Annotated in this window: 18 protein-coding genes; 13 read left to right on the top strand and 5 right to left on the bottom strand. The window is 42.9% G+C overall.

All coding sequences use genetic code 11. The features are described from left to right. Positions 1-184 precede the first annotated feature (184 nt). From D5281_RS25750 to D5281_RS13595, 8 genes are all read left to right on the top strand, one after another. Entirely contained in the window at positions 185-484 is a 300-nt protein-coding gene (locus D5281_RS25750; RefSeq protein ID WP_277935364.1) for a hypothetical protein, read from the top strand. A gap of 224 nt (positions 485-708) precedes the next feature. After that, the gene (locus tag D5281_RS13565) at positions 709-1,539 is read left to right on the top strand and encodes an AraC family transcriptional regulator (protein WP_160560688.1); all 831 of its coding nucleotides are present in this window, start codon (positions 709-711) and stop codon (positions 1,537-1,539) included. Positions 1,540-1,790: 251 nt separating this feature from the next. Next, positions 1,791-2,762: a sugar phosphate isomerase/epimerase family protein gene (locus tag D5281_RS13570; protein ID WP_160560689.1), complete on the top strand. Its 972-nt coding sequence runs from the start codon at positions 1,791-1,793 to the stop codon at positions 2,760-2,762. After that, complete coding sequence (locus tag D5281_RS13575) at positions 2,759-3,811, top strand: Gfo/Idh/MocA family protein (RefSeq protein WP_160560690.1); 1,053 nt, start codon at positions 2,759-2,761, stop codon at positions 3,809-3,811. The genes D5281_RS13570 and D5281_RS13575 overlap by 4 nt, the downstream gene beginning before the upstream one ends. Positions 3,812-3,947: 136 nt before the next feature. Continuing rightward, positions 3,948-4,703, top strand: coding sequence for a sugar phosphate isomerase/epimerase family protein (locus D5281_RS13580; RefSeq protein ID WP_160560691.1), 756 nt, complete (start codon positions 3,948-3,950; stop codon positions 4,701-4,703). A gap of 64 nt (positions 4,704-4,767) precedes the next feature. Beyond that, positions 4,768-5,844, top strand: a complete 1,077-nt coding sequence (locus D5281_RS13585; RefSeq protein ID WP_160560692.1) for a Gfo/Idh/MocA family protein — start codon at positions 4,768-4,770, stop codon at positions 5,842-5,844. A 112-nt stretch (positions 5,845-5,956) separates the two neighbouring features. Next, positions 5,957-6,736, top strand: coding sequence for a sugar phosphate isomerase/epimerase family protein (locus D5281_RS13590; RefSeq protein WP_160560693.1), 780 nt, complete (start codon positions 5,957-5,959; stop codon positions 6,734-6,736). Between the two features lie 132 nt (positions 6,737-6,868). Further along, positions 6,869-7,522, top strand: a complete 654-nt coding sequence (locus D5281_RS13595; RefSeq protein ID WP_160560694.1) for a sugar O-acetyltransferase — start codon at positions 6,869-6,871, stop codon at positions 7,520-7,522. Positions 7,523-7,858: 336 nt separating this feature from the next. Here D5281_RS13595 and D5281_RS13600 read toward each other — a convergent pair whose 3' ends face one another. Together D5281_RS13600 and D5281_RS13605 are read right to left on the bottom strand one after the other, a co-directional pair. Further along, entirely contained in the window at positions 7,859-8,122 is a 264-nt protein-coding gene (locus tag D5281_RS13600) for a Txe/YoeB family addiction module toxin (RefSeq protein ID WP_160560695.1), read from the bottom strand. Continuing rightward, positions 8,115-8,372 carry a type II toxin-antitoxin system RelB/DinJ family antitoxin gene (locus tag D5281_RS13605; protein WP_160560696.1) on the bottom strand — a complete coding sequence of 86 codons (258 nt, stop codon included), beginning with the start codon at positions 8,370-8,372 and terminating at the stop codon, positions 8,115-8,117. Before D5281_RS13605 ends, D5281_RS13600 begins: the two co-directional genes overlap by 8 nt. Before the next feature lie 293 nt (positions 8,373-8,665). Between D5281_RS13605 and D5281_RS13610 the strand changes: the two genes are divergently transcribed. The 5 genes from D5281_RS13610 (at position 8,666) to D5281_RS13630 (ending at position 12,712) form a co-directional block, all read left to right on the top strand. Next, positions 8,666-9,391 carry a LytR/AlgR family response regulator transcription factor gene (locus tag D5281_RS13610; RefSeq protein WP_160560697.1) on the top strand — a complete coding sequence of 242 codons (726 nt, stop codon included), beginning with the start codon at positions 8,666-8,668 and terminating at the stop codon, positions 9,389-9,391. Between the two features lie 25 nt (positions 9,392-9,416). Further along, positions 9,417-10,142, top strand: a complete 726-nt coding sequence (locus D5281_RS13615; RefSeq protein WP_160560698.1) for a LytR/AlgR family response regulator transcription factor — start codon at positions 9,417-9,419, stop codon at positions 10,140-10,142. 185 nt (positions 10,143-10,327) lie between these two features. Further along, entirely contained in the window at positions 10,328-10,501 is a 174-nt protein-coding gene (locus D5281_RS13620; RefSeq protein ID WP_160560699.1) for a hypothetical protein, read from the top strand. Next, entirely contained in the window at positions 10,434-12,092 is a 1,659-nt protein-coding gene (locus D5281_RS13625; RefSeq protein WP_330585027.1) for a recombinase family protein, read from the top strand. Before D5281_RS13620 ends, D5281_RS13625 begins: the two co-directional genes overlap by 68 nt. Next, a complete protein-coding gene (locus D5281_RS13630; RefSeq protein WP_330585028.1) occupies positions 12,074-12,712 on the top strand; it encodes a polysaccharide deacetylase family protein in 639 nt (212 codons plus the stop codon). The genes D5281_RS13625 and D5281_RS13630 overlap by 19 nt, the downstream gene beginning before the upstream one ends. Positions 12,713-12,844: 132 nt before the next feature. Here D5281_RS13630 and D5281_RS13635 read toward each other — a convergent pair whose 3' ends face one another. From D5281_RS13635 to melA, 3 genes are all read right to left on the bottom strand, one after another. Then, on the bottom strand, positions 12,845-13,441 hold the full coding sequence (locus D5281_RS13635; protein ID WP_160560700.1) for a DUF4234 domain-containing protein: 597 nt from the start codon (positions 13,439-13,441) through the stop codon (positions 12,845-12,847). A 12-nt stretch (positions 13,442-13,453) separates the two neighbouring features. Continuing rightward, the gene (locus D5281_RS13640; protein WP_160560701.1) at positions 13,454-13,864 is read right to left on the bottom strand and encodes a DUF2752 domain-containing protein; all 411 of its coding nucleotides are present in this window, start codon (positions 13,862-13,864) and stop codon (positions 13,454-13,456) included. Positions 13,865-14,057: 193 nt separating this feature from the next. Beyond that, positions 14,058-15,536 (bottom strand): alpha-glucosidase/alpha-galactosidase, encoded by a 1,479-nt coding sequence (gene melA / locus D5281_RS13645; protein WP_160560702.1) that lies wholly within the window; start codon positions 15,534-15,536, stop codon positions 14,058-14,060. Positions 15,537-15,613 lie beyond the last annotated feature (77 nt).

The raw sequence follows: 15,613 nt of genomic DNA on the forward strand, positions 1-15,613 counted from the left end.
TCATTCATCTGAGATATGTAACTATAAATTCCTTGATTTTTTAAGGAAAATCACTTGACAATATAGGGAGGAATAAATCTTCTGAAATCAAAACAAGACTGACATATGTCCAAACTTCCTTGTCATAAACTGTAACAAAATTTATGACAGATATTGATTAAGATATTGATGAAGGGAGGATTTTATGAAAAAGTACATAGAAAAGGTAAAGCGGATGGTTAGAATTTTTCCCGGAAGGCAGGAGGGGCAAAGCAAAGAGGAGTATGCAAGGCAGAGAGTGCTGCTCGGTATGAAATACGGTGCTTTTTTACTGGCAGCTTTTGCAGTGCTGCGGGGTGTACTTGTAGTTGCGGGAGAAAGCATGACGGTGAGCAGCAGTGTGGATGGACGGGAGCTGCCGATTTACTGTGTGGAGAGGGATGAAAAGAAAATTGCCCTAAGCTTTGACGCGGCCTGGGGGAATGAGCGGTTGATGGAAGAATAGATTGAAAAATCAGAGATTTTTCATTCAACAAATTTGTGCTTGCGCCCAAATTTGAGGGCTGTTGGAAGCATGGAGGATAGATTGAAAAATCAGGGATTTTTCATTCAACAAATTTGTGCTTGCGCCCAAATTTGAGGGCTGTTGGAAGCATGGAAGGATAGAATGAAAAATCTCCGATTTTTCATTCAACATATTTGCAGGTCAAGAAGGGAGCGGCTATTAGCATGGAACGGAAGCTGGAGCTTTATGAAAAGAAGATATTGAAGGATAAGGAATTTCCCATCCAATTGATTGTGAATAAATGTCAGAGTAAGGGAAAATATTTTAGCGCACATTGGCATGAACAGATTGAGCTTCATTATGTAGTGCGCGGAAAGACAGTGATCAGGCTAGAGCAGGAGGAGACGGTGGCTGATAAGGGAGCCCTTGTGATTGTCAATAGCAATGTGCTGCATGAGGGATATTGCAGGGGCGGTGAAATGGAGGTCATGGTGGTCATTTTTGATATGGAAGATTTTTCACAGGAATTTGCGGACAAGAATATTATTTTCAGGCCGCTGATTTCCGGCGATGACGAGATTTCCAGAATCATGCTGCGCATACATGAGGAGTATAAGAGGAAGGAAATTGGCTACCAGCTGGTCTGCAAAGGAGAGCTTTTAAAGCTTGTCACTTACTTAGCACGTAACGATGCGGTGGAAATGCTCTCGGAGGAGGATCTTTTAAAAAGGCGCAAAAAGTTAGAGCGGCTCAATACAGTCTATCAATATATTGAAAACCATTATGCGGAGCCGATAACCAACCGGGAGCTGGCGGAGATGGTACATTTAAGCGAGGGGCGCTTTTGTCATATTTTTAAGGAAAGCGCAGGGGCTTCCCCCTTACAGTATATCAATGAGATTCGGCTGAATAAGGCGATGAAGCTTTTAAAGAAAGGGGATTTTACGGCCACACAGGCGGCGGAGACGGTGGGTTTTTTAGATTATAATCATTTTGGGCGTATGTTCCGTAAATATTTTGGCTGCACCCCTCTTGAAGCAAGAAAAAAAGTGTGAAAAGGACGGTCAGCATGCTTTGCGAACTGACCGTATGTGAAAAAAGCTGTAACGCTTCGCGCTCCAGCTTATTGTAATAAAGCAGAACAAAATAGCAGAATCGTATGAGTTTACAGCAGAAGAAAGCTATCTTTTTTCTGCAGTCTTTTTGTATAATAAATGCAATTTCCGATATGCAGAAATATACATTTTTGCATGGGCGCTAACGAAGCTTTTCGGTAAAAAGTTACAATTAACAGGAGGGTAAAGAGATGAAATTAGGAACTTTTACGGTAGTGCTTGGCGACATGGCATTGGATGAAGCGTGCGGCTTTTTAGAAGCAAACGGTGTACAGATGGTGGAAATCGGATGCGGCGGTTTCCCGGGAAAGGCTCATTGTGATGCGGCAGAGCTTTTGGCGGATGAGAAAAAACAGAAGGAATTTTTGGACACGATCCACAGGCACAATCTGGAAATCAGTGCATTAAGCAGTCACGGAAATATGGTACATCCGGATGCGGAAATTGCTAAGAAATTTGACGATGATTTGACCAACGCGATTTTATTGGCGGAAAAACTGGGTGTTCCCGTAGTGAATACATTTTCCGGCTGTCCCGGCGGAAGCGCTGCAGATAAGACGCCTAACTGGGTTACATGCCCTTGGCCGGAGGACTTTTCCGAAATTTTGGAATATCAGTGGAATGAGGTTTTGATTCCTTACTGGAAAAAGAAAGTAGCTTTTGCAAAAGAGCACGGCATACATAAAATTGCATTGGAGCTGCATCCGGGATTTTGCGTTTATAACACAAGAACATTGCTGCGCCTGCGCGAGGCAGTAGGGCCGGAAATTGGCGCAAACTTTGATCCTAGCCATTTGATCTGGCAGGGAATGGATCCTTGTGTGTGCATCAGAGAGCTTGGAAAAGCAGGCGCTCTGTTCCACTTCCATGCAAAGGATACAAAGATAGATCCCGTTAATGTGGCAGTAAACGGTGTTTTAGATACAATGCACTATGGCAATGAGATTGAGAGATCCTGGATTTTCCGTTCCGTGGGATACGGACATGGGGAAGAATTTTGGAAAGCAATTGCTTCTGAGCTGCGTCTGGCAGGTTATGACTATGCTATCAGCATTGAGCATGAGGACAGTCTGATGTCCGGCAGAGAAGGACTTCTTAAGGCCATTGAATGTCTGAAAAACGTATTGATTTTTGAAGAGAGAGGAAGCATGTACTGGGCATGAAAAAGCATACTTTAGCAATGGTCGGCTTCGGTGGTATGGCAGGCTGGCATTATGACTTAATTGAAAAGCTGGACAATTTATCTGTGGCCGGCATCTGGGACATAAAAGAGCAGCGGCGTGAATATGCCCGTTCCCGGCAGATTCACGTGTATGAAAGCCAGGAGGCGCTTTTAGCGGATGAACAAGTGGATTTGGTGCTGGTGGCAACTCCTAACGATGTACATAAAAGTATTGCAATAGAGGCTATGAAGGCCGGAAAAAATGTGATAAGCGAAAAGCCTGTTACACTTTGTTCGGCGGATTTGCAGGAAATGATTAACGCATCCAAACAGTATGGGCGGTTTTTGACCGTACATCAAAACCGCCGCTGGGATGAGGATTTTCTCACTGTGAAAAGGCTTATGGAGGAAGGAACCTTAGGCGAGGTGTTCAGGCTGGAATCCAGAGTGCACGGCTCCCGGGGCATACCGGGAGACTGGCGGCAGGAGGCGGAGCACGGAGGCGGTATGGTGCTTGACTGGGGGGTTCATCTTTTAGATCAGGCGCTTATGTTTTTTCCGGGGGTCAAGCTTAAGAGAGTGTATGCAACCTTGACAAATGTGACCAATCAGCTGGTGGATGACGGATTTACGGCGGATTTGGGATTTGCAAACGGAATCCACATGATCGTGGAAGTAGGAACAAGTAATTTTATCAGCCTTCCCCGTTGGTATGTGTTGGGAACAGACGGCACGGCAATGATTGAAGACTGGGGAGAGAATCTGAAGATTGTGCGTGCCTGCGGTGCGGACGAGGAGGATGTGGTCCCGGTGCGGACGGCGGCCGGCCTGACAAAGACTATGGCGCCTCGGCGTGAGGACAGCATTTTTACGGAGGAACGCCCGGAGGAGAAAAGCGATATCTGTGATTTTTACCGAAACGTAATGGCCGTGCTGGAAGGACGGGAGGAAAGTTTGATCAAGCTGGAAGAAGTGGCGCGGGTCATGAGATTGATGGAAGCCATTTTTGAGTCTGCCCAAAAACAGCAGGTGATATATTTTGAAAAGTAAAGTGTGATTTTTGTGGATTGGTTCCGGTATGGCAGATTGCTGCCGGAAAAGGGAAACATGGGAAAAATAAATTGTCAGAGGAAAATTTGTGCCGGCGCCTAAAATATAGAGGTACTGGCAGGAATGGAGGTTTGGTATGAATTTACCGGTTGCGGCGCAGATGTATTCTGTGCGTGAGGAGGCGGCTGCGGATTTTGATAAGACCATGCAGCAGCTTGCAGATATGGGGTATGACGGTGTAGAGCTTGCGGGACTTTATGGAAAGTCTGCAAAGGAAATCCGTTCCAGTTTAGAGAAGGCCGGACTGCAGGCAATCAGCGCCCATGTACCAATGGTCGAGTTTGAGCAGGATTTGGACAAAACTGTGGAGACTTATAAGGAGATTGGCTGTAAGTATGTGGCAATTCCTTATCTGGACAAAGAAAGATGGTATGGCGGCAGCAGGTATCAGGATACGCTTGATATGATGGTAAGGATATCTGAAAAATGCCGGGAGGCCGGGATGGTGCTTCTTTACCATAATCATAATTTTGAATTTGAAAAGACGGAACAGGGAGACTATCAATTAGATATCCTCTATGAAACGATTCCGGCGGATGTGCTGCAGACAGAGCTTGACTTGTGCTGGGTAAAGGTAGGCGGCGCTGACCCGGTTACATATCTGAAGAAATACAAGGGACGTTGCCCCCTTGTACACGTGAAAGATTTTATCCGTAAGGATGGAGAAGTGGTGCTGGTGGCAGTGGGAGACGGTGAGGTTTCGGCGGATGCGGTTGTGCCGGCTGCTGTGGAAAGCGGCGCAAATTGGCTGGTAATTGAACAGGACAGCCATACATTCGGAACGCCCATGGAAAATATGGAAAAGAGCCTGAAGTGTGTAAAAACGAAATGAAGTTACACTAAGGCGGCGGTTGTAAGAAAGAGAACGCGGAAGACGGTTGAAGGAGGATGATATCATGAAAGTATTAAATGTTGGTGTTGTAGGTTGTGGCGGTATTGCCAACGGTAAGCATTTACCTGCTATGAAAAGAACCGGTCACTTTAAGATTGTGGCTTTTTGTGATTTGATAGAGGAGCGGGCCGAGAAAGCGAAGAAAGAGTATGGCACAGAGGATGCACGTGTTTATACGGACTATCAGGAATTGATCAAAGAAGAACTAGATGCGGTATATGTGCTGACTCCCAATAGCTCGCATGCGCCTATTGCGATTGCGGCAATGAAGGCAGGTAAGAATGTTATGTGTGAAAAGCCCATGGCAAAGACCTTTGCAGAGGCACAGGAAATGGTTAAGACCGCAAAGGAGACCGGAAAGATTTTGACCATCGGGTACCAGAACCGTTACAGGGGAGATTCCCAATACCTTAAGAAAGCATGTGTAAACGGCGATTTGGGTGAGGTTTATTACGCAAAGGCTCATGCAATCCGTAGAAGGGCAGTTCCTACCTGGGGCGTTTTTCTGGATGAAGAAAAACAGGGCGGCGGTCCGCTGATTGACATCGGTACCCATGCATTAGATTTGACATTGTGGATGATGGACAATTATGAACCGGCATCTGTAACCGGTTCCGTATTCCGCAAGCTGGCTGACCAGAAGGATACCGGAAATGCCTGGGGAGACTGGGATCCGGAAATCTTTACGGTGGAGGATTCCGCCTTTGGCTTTATCAAGATGAAGAATGGCGCAACTATTCACTTGGAAGCAGCCTGGGCGCTTAACAGCCTGGAAGTGGACGAGGCGAAAACAACTCTGTGCGGAACAAAGGCAGGAGCAGACATGAAGGATGGTCTGCGCATCAATCGGGTGCAGTATGGCAGACAGTGTGTGGAGAAACCGGCGTTAGATGCGGCTGGGGTTGCATTTTATGATGGCGATGCAGAAAGACCTGAGGATGAAGAACAGAAAGTATTTTATGAGGCAATCGTGGATGGAAAACCGTTGACCGTATTGCCGGAGCAGGCTATGGTGGTGACACAGATTCTGGAAGCAATCTATGAATCTGCAAAGACAGGAAAGACGATTTACTTCGAATAACATGAATCGCTGACAGGCATAAAGAACAGGTTGCAAAATCAAAGATTTTCAGGCTGCGGCTTTATGCCTGACGCTTAAATTTGTGGGCTGTCAGTTAAAATGGAGGACTGTGATGACACTTGGAATTATTTCCTGGATCAAGGAAGAAGATTTTATTAAAGTAAAGGAAAAGGGCCTTTCCTTTGTGGAGCTGGACGTAAATGACCGTGCGGAGGAGTTTTTGGCCCATGTGGACGAAGTCAAAGCATACAGTGAAAAATATGAACTGCCCATCCGGGCAATTGGCCGCTGGGGAAGCGGACGCATCTGTAAAGATGGTATTTGTGAGGATGAGCTTTCTTTGGAATGTCGGTTGATTGATGCGGCGCAGAAGCTGGGCTGCAATATTTATATTACAGGCTGTAACTATGTGGATGAGCTTTCCTATTATGAAAATTGTGGACTGGCAATTGCCTATTTTGAAAAGCTGATTGCATATGGAAAAGAAAAAGGTGTCAGGATTGCTACCTACAATTGCAGATGGAACAATTTTGTCTGCGATCCTATGGCGTTTACAGTGATTCATGGATACTTGAAGGATTTGTATATTAAGTACGATACCTCCCACTGCATTTATGCAGGCGGCGACTATCTGCAGGAGGCAAGAGACTGGGGCCAGCGCTTTATCCATGTTCATATCAAAGGAGCGCTTACGATTGACGGAAAACGTTTTGACGACCCGCCGGCAGGGATGGATATGACCAACTGGGGCGCGTTTTTAGCCATTTTATATGCGAAAGGCTATCAGGAAGGCTTAAGCATTGAGCCTCACTCTGCAAACTGGAAGGGCGAGCTGGGAGATAAGGGCGTGGATTATACCATTGACTTTATCCGGAAATTGATATTGATGTAGCAGACAACCCTTTTTCATACTTTTGTATATGGAGAATGCCTTGAAAGACAGGCATTCTTCAATCTTTTAGGGTTTTATTTTTGCAGTGCAATATCAAAAAATATGAAATGTATAGAATAGGAGCATGCGGTTATGGGGGAAGAAGAAAAAATAAAAGCCGGAGTTTTGTTCTGTCCTGTGGCGCCCGAATTAAAGGCAATTAAGCTGAAAACACATAATTTAAATGTGGATTACAATAAGACATATGAAGATGAAACGGAAAAACGGGCGGCAATTCTTTCGGAGCTGATTGGCGAATTTGGCGAAGGAGGCTTTATACAGGGCCCCATTGCATTTCATTACGGAAAGCATACCAAAATCGGCAAAAACTTTTTTGCAAATTTTAATTTAACAATTCAAGATGACGCTGAGGTTATCATTGGAGATAATTGTAATTTTGGGCCAAATGTGACAATTGTAACGCCGATTCATCCTATGCGTGCGGATGAACGGAAGGCAATACTGACACCAGAGGGAAAGGAAAAACGCCTTTGCTATGCAAAGCCTGTACATATTGGCAGCGACTGCTGGTTCGGCGCTTCGGTGACGGTCTGTCCCGGTGTGACGATTGGCGATAACTGCGTAATCGGCGCGGGCAGCGTTGTGACGCGTGACATTCCGGCAGGCTGCTTTGCTGCGGGGGTTCCGTGCAGGGTAATCAGAGAAATTACAGAGGCGGACAGTATGAAATATAAGCCGGAAATATTGGCGGATAATAGTGTAAAAAAAGGTTCTAAGATGCCATAAAACGTGGAGTAAGAAACATAAACGGGGCTGATAAATTTGTGAGATAAAATCACAATTTATCAGCCCCGTTTTGTGTAAAAATTTCATGAAAATTAGTAACAAAATTTTTGTGACCGCAAATAAAATATTTTACATCAAACTGCATTTTTTTTACATGAAAGCCGTCAATATGAATAAAAATACTGGAAAAAACAGGGTTTTTTAACAGACGTACCATTTTTGGTATTATTGATTTGACGGAATTATTTCAAGTATTATATACCCATAGCACTACGGAACTGGAACACATATAATGATAGTCTGGCTTAAATTTAAGAAACGTTACCGTATAGGCGTTTACCTGCTGCTATAGTGGGAGCGGCATTGTAAGATTTCAATTCGATTGTCAACAATCCGATAGACGAGGCGATTAACATCATCTATCCGGCGGCTCCAATAGCCCTGCAGGTTGCCTTTTAAAGGCTCAGGCTTGCCGATGCCGGAATATCCGTTGCGGTCGATATCCTGCAATAGCTGGTTGATGCGCTTTAATGTTTTTTTATCCTGTTTTTGCCAATACAGATAATCTTCCCAGGCAAAATCATCCCATGATTTAATCATCTTCCACCTCAATCAATTCATGAACAGTGCCGCCGATGCGTTCCATGCGTTCTTTGGCAATTGAAAGGCGGGCTTGGTTTTCGGCGGAATAAAAAGGGTCGGCACGAAGTTCGAAGGGAATACCATTATAGCGCACGACCTGCTTTAAGAACATAGTAGTGGCGGCTGAAAGGGTGATGCCAAGATCGGAAAAAATTAATTCCGCCTGCTGTTTTAAGGTGTCATCTACACGAATGTTTAAGTTTGCCATAAGTTACTCCTTTCTATATGAGAAACAATAACACATAATTCGTAATATGTCAATACAATGCACGAAATAGTATCGTGTAAAAGTAACTATTCGTTACTTTTCACAGGTCAGGAATGCGCATTCCGTGAGAACATGATTCAGGTATGTGAAAGACAATCGTTTCACGGAAAGCTGAACTGTTGCAATATTACTTAATACACCTAATGTGGAACCATGGAGCTACGGTATAATAAATTGTGGTGCGGAGAAGCCTAAGTTCGATTTACAGGTGATGCATTGACTGGGGGATTAAGATGTATCGTATTTTAGTTTGTGATGATAATAAAGAATTTCTTAAGCTGATGGTATTGCTGCTGGAAAAATATGCGGGCGCTTATGATGCTATGGTGATAGGATGCGAAGGCGGACATGATTTGTTGGCTTACTGTTGGAATAATAAGCTTGATCTTATTTATATGGATATTGTAGTGGGAAGGGAAAATGGAATGTCTCTGGCAAAGGCTATAAAGGCAATGAATCCAAGAACGCTGATTGTCTATGTTTCAGCCTATGATGATTACTATGTTGACATGGTGCAGGCGGAACCCTTTCGGTTTATCTCCAAGGATGCTTCCGATATTCCCAAGCTGGAGAAGCAAATAGCGGATACGCTTGAGGCAGCTATGAGAAGAATAAATGGAAGGGAAATTTGGAGTTTTGTCTTTGACAGAAAGAAATACTATATAGAATTAGGAAGAATAAAATATTTTTATTCAATGGCGAGAACCATACATATAGTAGGAAATTTGGATGACGCGCCTGATTATTATTATGGCGGGCTGGACGAGCTTGAGAAGGAGCTGGAAAGGATAGATGGAAACTTTGTAAGAATTAGCAAACGGCATATTATAAATATGAAATACATCAAAGTGATGGGAAAAAAGAAGGTTGGAATAGATCATAAGGTTTTTAATGTGACAGGCAAGTATATGGAAAAGTTTATCGAAAGATGTGCGGAGTATTGGAGCCTTCATACCTGATTTGCGACATGCAGGGGGTGTATAAATGTATCAAGTTTTGGTTTGCGATGACAATAAAGAATTCCTCAAGCTTATGATACTGTTACTGGAAAAGTACGCTGATTTTTATCATGCGTCAGTCATAGGCTTTGACAATGGACAGGAATTGGTGGAATATTGCCGTGAGCATAAGCCGGATCTGATTTATATGGATATCAAACTGGGAGAAAAAAATGGGATGATGATAGGGAAAACCATAAAGGCAATGTATCCCAAATCACTGATGATTTATATTTCGGCTTATGATGATTACTATGTTGACATGGTGCAGGCAGAACCCTTCCGGTTTATTCCCAAGGATGCGGCAGACATACCTAGGTTAGAGGGCCAGCTTGCCGATACCCTGGAGGCTGCAGTGAGAAGAATCAGCGGGAAGGAAATATGGACATATTCATTTAATAGAAAGAAATATAAGGTGGAATTAGGAAAAATCAAATATTTTCATTCGGCAGCAAGGATAATTTATATAGCCGGGGGCTTGGGGAAGAACCCTGCATATTTTTATAGAAAAATGGACGAGCTTCAAGAGGAGCTGGAAAGGCTGGATGGAAATTTTGTGCGAATTAGCAAAAGCTGCATTGTAAACATGAAGTATATCCAATCCGTGAGAAAAAACAAGGTTGAAATAGACAGCAGGTTTTTGGCTGTGACCACAGGGTACCAGGAAACCTTTGCAAAAAAATATGAGGAATATTGGAATACTGCTATATGATGGAAAGGGCAGCGGACAAACGTGCAGACGGCGGGGAAGGTTTTTAACACGCATGGAAAAATGAACTTCACAACGGTGTTATTTTGTCTGATACAATTTGCATATATATAGTAAAAAGAATTTAGTGTAGTGAATTTGTGCTTGCGTTTCGATTTGAGGGATGTCAATGGGAATGGGGGATTATAATGACCAAACCAAACGAGAATTATACAGTGATCAGAGAGTATCAATGTCTATATGATGTTGAAGAATTGGTAAGACGTATCATTCGCCATCATATGCAAGATGCCTGTGAAAAAAAGGAGCTATCAGAACATAAGGAAGGTGAAGCTGGCAGCCATGGGGAATGTGACGGGTAAGACGCAGAGAAAGGAAGCTGACTTAAGGCTGAATACGGCATTATATATCCGGATCTCCAGAGAAGACGGCGATAAGGCTGAAAGTTTAAGTGTGGCAAATCAGCGCCTGCTGCTGACAGAGTTTGTAAATAAACAAAATGATTTATGCTTGTATGATGTGTACATCGATGACGGTTATACAGGCACTAGCTTTACCCGTCCAAACTTTCAAAGGATGCTTCAGGATATAGAAGATAAAAAAGTAGAATGTGTGGTTGTGAAAGATTTATCCCGGCTTGGCAGGAATATGCCCAAGGTCTCAGAGTATGTCAATGAATATTTTCCCAGTAAAAAAGTTCGTTTTGTTGCGGTAAATGATGGAATTGACAAGCAGTATTATGATATTGATACCGGCGAAAATATGATGATTGATGTTAAAAATATGTTCAATGGATTTTACCCCAGGGATATCTCCAAAAAAGTTCGTTCCACCTTCAGAACCAAACAAAGTAATGGACAGTTTATCGGCGCTTTTGCCGGATTCGGATACAAAAAATCAAAAAGTGACCATAATAAACTGGAGATAGATGAATATGCCGCTGAAATTGTAAAGCGTATCTTTTCTATGTATTTGGCTGGATTGGGACAAAATGCCATAGTCAGGCGGCTGAATGATGAAGGAATCCCATGTCCTGCAGAATACAAAAAGAGATGCGGGTTGAATTATCATAACGGCAATCAGCTTGATACTACTTCTTACTGGACCTATTCTACCGTTCACAGAATTTTACAAAATGAATTATACATTGGAAATATGGTTCAGAATAAGAGCTTTCGGCAAATATGCAAAAAGAGCGCAGTTTCCCTCCCAAGAGAAAAATGGATTGTGGTTGAAAATACCCACCAGCCCATAATCGATAAGAACACTTGGGAGCAGGTACAAAATCTGCTAAAAGGAAATGCCAGACAGACCGGCTTAAACGGTAAGATACATATGTTTGCCGGTTTTTTAAAATGCGGTGACTGTGGACGTGCCATGGTGAAAATCAGCCGCAAAAAGGACAATTGCTTTAATTGTGGAAGCTATAACCGCTATGGAAAAAAGTTTTGTACCATTCACAAAATCACAGAGCGGGGGCTGGAGGAGATTATTTTAAAAGACCTGAATTTCATTATAAAATCCATAAAGAATATTAGATTGCTGATAGAAGAAGAACAAAAAAAACAAAGAAAGGATATGCCTCATTTGATTGGCGGCGTATCTGAATGCCAGTCGGAAATTGACCGTTTCACAAAGAAAAAAGAGCGGGCTTATGAGGACTATTCAGATGGAATTATTTCCAGGGAAGATTATCTGAAATATAAAGAAAAATATGAAAATCAGATTTTAGCTTTAAAGTTAAAGATTGACTTTATGAGTCAGGCAAGAGAAGGACGATGGGTAAAACAAAGCGCATGGATAGAAAGACTGCTTAGATATGAACAGCTTAACTGCCTGGACAGAGAAATAGTGGTGGAAATGATTTCCATGATTTATGTTTATGAGGGAAATGTTGTCAGGATTATCTATAATTTTTCAGATGAACCAGATAGGTGGTTAAGCCGGTCATAGGAGCCTGCGCTGCGCTTAGGTTCATCAACCATGCATCCCCCTGGGGAAATGAAGATACGGCAAAGATTCTTGAAATTCTGAAAAAACACGATATTCATGTAACCTTTTTTATGACGGGCGGATGGGTGGAAAGCTATCCGGATGATGTGAAAGCTATTCTCGCCGCAGGTCATGATTTAGGAAATCACAGCGAAAACCACAAGAACATGAGCCAGCTGTCCGATGAAGAAAAGAAAGAAGAATTAATGAAAGTGCACACGAAGGTACAGGAACTTACCGGATACGATATGTTTTTGTTCAGGCCGCCTTACGGCGATTATGACAACGCGGTGGTGAATGTGGCAAGGGATTGCGGATACTATACCATTCAATGGGATGTGGATTCTCTGGATTGGAAGGATTATGGTGTGGATTCCATCATTAAGACAGTAACACAGCATAAGCATCTGGGAAACGGAAGCATTATTCTGTGCCACAATGGCGCAAAATACACAGCACAGGCATTAGATACGCTGATTGCTACCCTGAAAAACGAGGGATATACTTTTGTGCCGATTTCAGAGTTGATTTACAGGGATAAGTATCACATGAACCATGAAGGACGGCAGATAAAAAATTGAATATAAGGAGGTGAAACAAACGCTGCCACGCTTAGCGAGCCGGCTTATTGTAAGAAAAGCGGAGAAATTTCTGAATGATTAAGAAATTCCTCCGCTTGATTTTGATTAAGTGCAGCTGAAAACGCTTGATTTTTATAAATTGTGAGCCCGGTTATAAGCGTTACAGATCTGATTTGTATTTTTAATCAAAATATGCATTGCAACAAAGGAGCCAATTCCGCATAAGAGCGAACCGAAAACTAACCATAACAATACGGTAGTACCGTTTTCCTGAAATGTAAGGCCATAGCGTCCGGCATTAGCAGATAAGCGGTTTCCTAATTTATAGTACCAAATCCATGCATAAATGCCACAGGTAATAAATGATAAGAGAATAAAAGCAACCAATCCTGCGGTTTCTTCTCCATCACCCTCGCAGGCAACATTTACATCAGCAGCCATTTTGTAAATAAAATAATAACTGTAGATACCGCATGTGACCAGGGAAAGCAAAATATAAGAGACCAATCCTCTGTCATCTTTAAGCCTTGAGCCTCCATTAGGTGGAACTTGCTGGCCGCTGAAAGACTGATGTACTTCATTTATGGAGCTTTTTAATTCCTCTTCGGTGGCATGAAATACATTGTTTGCAGCGTTTGCCACTCTGCTTTCCAAAGAAAGATCTTCGCCGCAATGGGGGCAAAATTTTGTGTTGTCAGGAACCTCTTTTCCACATTTTTTACAAAACATGACATCCTCCTCTTAAGGTATAAATTTTTGTACGATTTTTGACAGGATATTATTTTCCGGCTGGAAAACAACAATGTCACCGTTTGAATATATAAGTCTAACGAAGTAAATTATAACAAAGATAGCAGCGGCTGTAAACATAAAAATTTTATAATTCTTTATATTTATTTTATTTTTTAGAAATAAAAAAATTATAACGAAAGGAGGAAGCCAAAAGGCGGGATGATAGTAAAAAGCGCTTTTAAAATCAAGGCGTAAAACGGCCAGCCAGGCTCTGGTCATTCCGCAGCCCATACAGGAGATTCCGGTAACAAACTTGACAGGGCAGCCAATGCCTAATACGGTAAAGAGTGCGTATACAATTATAACAGCGGCAACAGCCGGTAATATATTTAATAATTCTTTTCTTCTTTTCGACTTCATAGTATGATCCTTGCAGCCTGATACAAATTCTTCTAAAGAACAGATTTTCTGACGGTTAACAATCTTATAGTGATAATCTTATCATGATAAGATTATCATATCACCAAGCAAAGGGTTTTGTATATTCATTTTAAGAAAATGACAAAAAACAGGAGGGAATGTTTACCACTCCCTCCCTATAAAAATGGATGCCTTATACGTTTTCTTTTGCCGCAGCCGCAGCCATAGCTCTATACTTTTCTTTTTCCTGTGCCATTTCTTCAATTGTCTTAGTCTTTAGGCTAAACCCTTTTACAGGACGGTAAGGCACAGACTTGGTTTCCAGGCGTTTCTTAGCGTCCGCAATCACGTCCTGATACTGAGGCAGCCACTGCTTTCCGGCAACAAGCATTTCATCCACCATCTGTTTGATTTCATCAGGGGTACACACAGCGCCTGTTAAGGGATCCATCATAGCAGCCTGATAGAGCAGGTTAAGATCTGCATGTACCGCTGCTTCCACGGCCAGCTTCTGTACCCAGACACTTTGAGAGCAGATAGCTGCACATCCTAAAGGCAAATCGCCCACTTTAGGAACGGAGATACCATTATAGTCTACATAACAGGGTACTTCCACAACACATTCGTTGGGCAGGTTTGTGATGGTTCCTTCATTCATTATGTTAAAATGGCCTCTGTAGGTTCGTCCGGTTTCCAGACTTTCGATGATGTAGCTGCCGTGCTCGCTGGAGCGTGTTTCAGGTGAGAATTTTTTGGCAGGTTCTTTGACCCAATTAGGAAAATCAGTTTCAAACCAATTGCGGCTTTCCTTACAGACACGCAAATATCCGGCTGTCTCGCCCTGGATCCAATTGCTGTAATTAATCCATTTTTCCATATCCTCAGGGCGCTTCCTGTACCACATCAGATATTCGGAGAGATGTCCGTTGGATTCTGTGGAATAATAACCGAAATTCTTCATTACATCCAGGCGGATATTTTCATCTTTTGCAAATTCTGCGTTCTTCATCAGTTCATAGAGTTCGCCTGTGCGTTCTACGCCGTCTGTTTTTACGCTAATATACCAGGTCTGGTGATTTAAGCCGGCACAGATGATATCCACATCCTTTTTGTCTCTGCCAAGGGCTTTGGCGATCTGCTCATGTCCATGTTGTACACCGTGACACAGGCCGTAGGTCTTTACTTTGCCGTATTTGTTGCAGGCCCAGGTCAGCATTGCGTTAGGGTTGGAGTAGTTGAGCAAAATACAGCCGGGTGCGGCGACCTCCCGGATATCCTTACAGAAGGAAAGCAGGGCAGGAATGCCGCGCTGGCCGTACATGATACCGCCAATACAGAGGGTATCGCCTACGCACTGGTCGATACCATATTTTAATGGGATTTCCACATCTGTTGCGAAAGCCTCCAGCATACCGATTCTGACACAGTTAATAACGTACTTGGCATCCTGAAAGGCCTCTCTGCGGTCTAAGGTTGCATGAATTTTAATAGCCAGTCCATTTTCATCTATGTCACGCTGGCAGAGTTGTGTAACCATACGTAGGTTATCGGGATTGATATCCGTGAAGGACACCTGGATATCATGAAATTCAGGTACGGTGAGCAGGTCGGTTAAAAGCCCCCTGGTAAAGCCAATACTCCCCGCTCCAATAAAAGCTACTTTAAATGACATGAAATATTCCTCCTTATGCAATTTTTTGATGATAGGTAAGCCGCCTGCGGAACGTAGCGGTATTTGATGTTTACGTC

Source organism: Parablautia muri (assembly GCF_009917485.1).
Lineage (GTDB): Bacteria > Bacillota > Clostridia > Lachnospirales > Lachnospiraceae > Suilimivivens > Suilimivivens muri.

Bases quoted from the DNA above. Each gene is read 5' to 3' on its own strand.
- D5281_RS25750 (WP_277935364.1), top strand. From the start codon at position 185: ATGAAAAAGTACATAGAAAAGGTAAAGCGGATGGTTAGAATTTTTCCC.
- D5281_RS13565 (WP_160560688.1), top strand. From the start codon at position 709: ATGGAACGGAAGCTGGAGCTTTATGAAAAGAAGATATTGAAGGATAAG.
- D5281_RS13570 (WP_160560689.1), top strand. From the start codon at position 1,791: ATGAAATTAGGAACTTTTACGGTAGTGCTTGGCGACATGGCATTGGAT.
- D5281_RS13575 (WP_160560690.1), top strand. From the start codon at position 2,759: ATGAAAAAGCATACTTTAGCAATGGTCGGCTTCGGTGGTATGGCAGGC.
- D5281_RS13580 (WP_160560691.1), top strand. From the start codon at position 3,948: ATGAATTTACCGGTTGCGGCGCAGATGTATTCTGTGCGTGAGGAGGCG.
- D5281_RS13585 (WP_160560692.1), top strand. From the start codon at position 4,768: ATGAAAGTATTAAATGTTGGTGTTGTAGGTTGTGGCGGTATTGCCAAC.
- D5281_RS13590 (WP_160560693.1), top strand. From the start codon at position 5,957: ATGACACTTGGAATTATTTCCTGGATCAAGGAAGAAGATTTTATTAAA.
- D5281_RS13595 (WP_160560694.1), top strand. From the start codon at position 6,869: ATGGGGGAAGAAGAAAAAATAAAAGCCGGAGTTTTGTTCTGTCCTGTG.
- D5281_RS13600 (WP_160560695.1), bottom strand. From the start codon at position 8,122: ATGATTAAATCATGGGATGATTTTGCCTGGGAAGATTATCTGTATTGG.
- D5281_RS13605 (WP_160560696.1), bottom strand. From the start codon at position 8,372: ATGGCAAACTTAAACATTCGTGTAGATGACACCTTAAAACAGCAGGCG.
- D5281_RS13610 (WP_160560697.1), top strand. From the start codon at position 8,666: ATGTATCGTATTTTAGTTTGTGATGATAATAAAGAATTTCTTAAGCTG.
- D5281_RS13615 (WP_160560698.1), top strand. From the start codon at position 9,417: ATGTATCAAGTTTTGGTTTGCGATGACAATAAAGAATTCCTCAAGCTT.
- D5281_RS13620 (WP_160560699.1), top strand. From the start codon at position 10,328: ATGACCAAACCAAACGAGAATTATACAGTGATCAGAGAGTATCAATGT.
- D5281_RS13635 (WP_160560700.1), bottom strand. From the start codon at position 13,441: ATGTTTTGTAAAAAATGTGGAAAAGAGGTTCCTGACAACACAAAATTT.
- D5281_RS13640 (WP_160560701.1), bottom strand. From the start codon at position 13,864: ATGAAGTCGAAAAGAAGAAAAGAATTATTAAATATATTACCGGCTGTT.
- melA (WP_160560702.1), bottom strand. From the start codon at position 15,536: ATGTCATTTAAAGTAGCTTTTATTGGAGCGGGGAGTATTGGCTTTACC.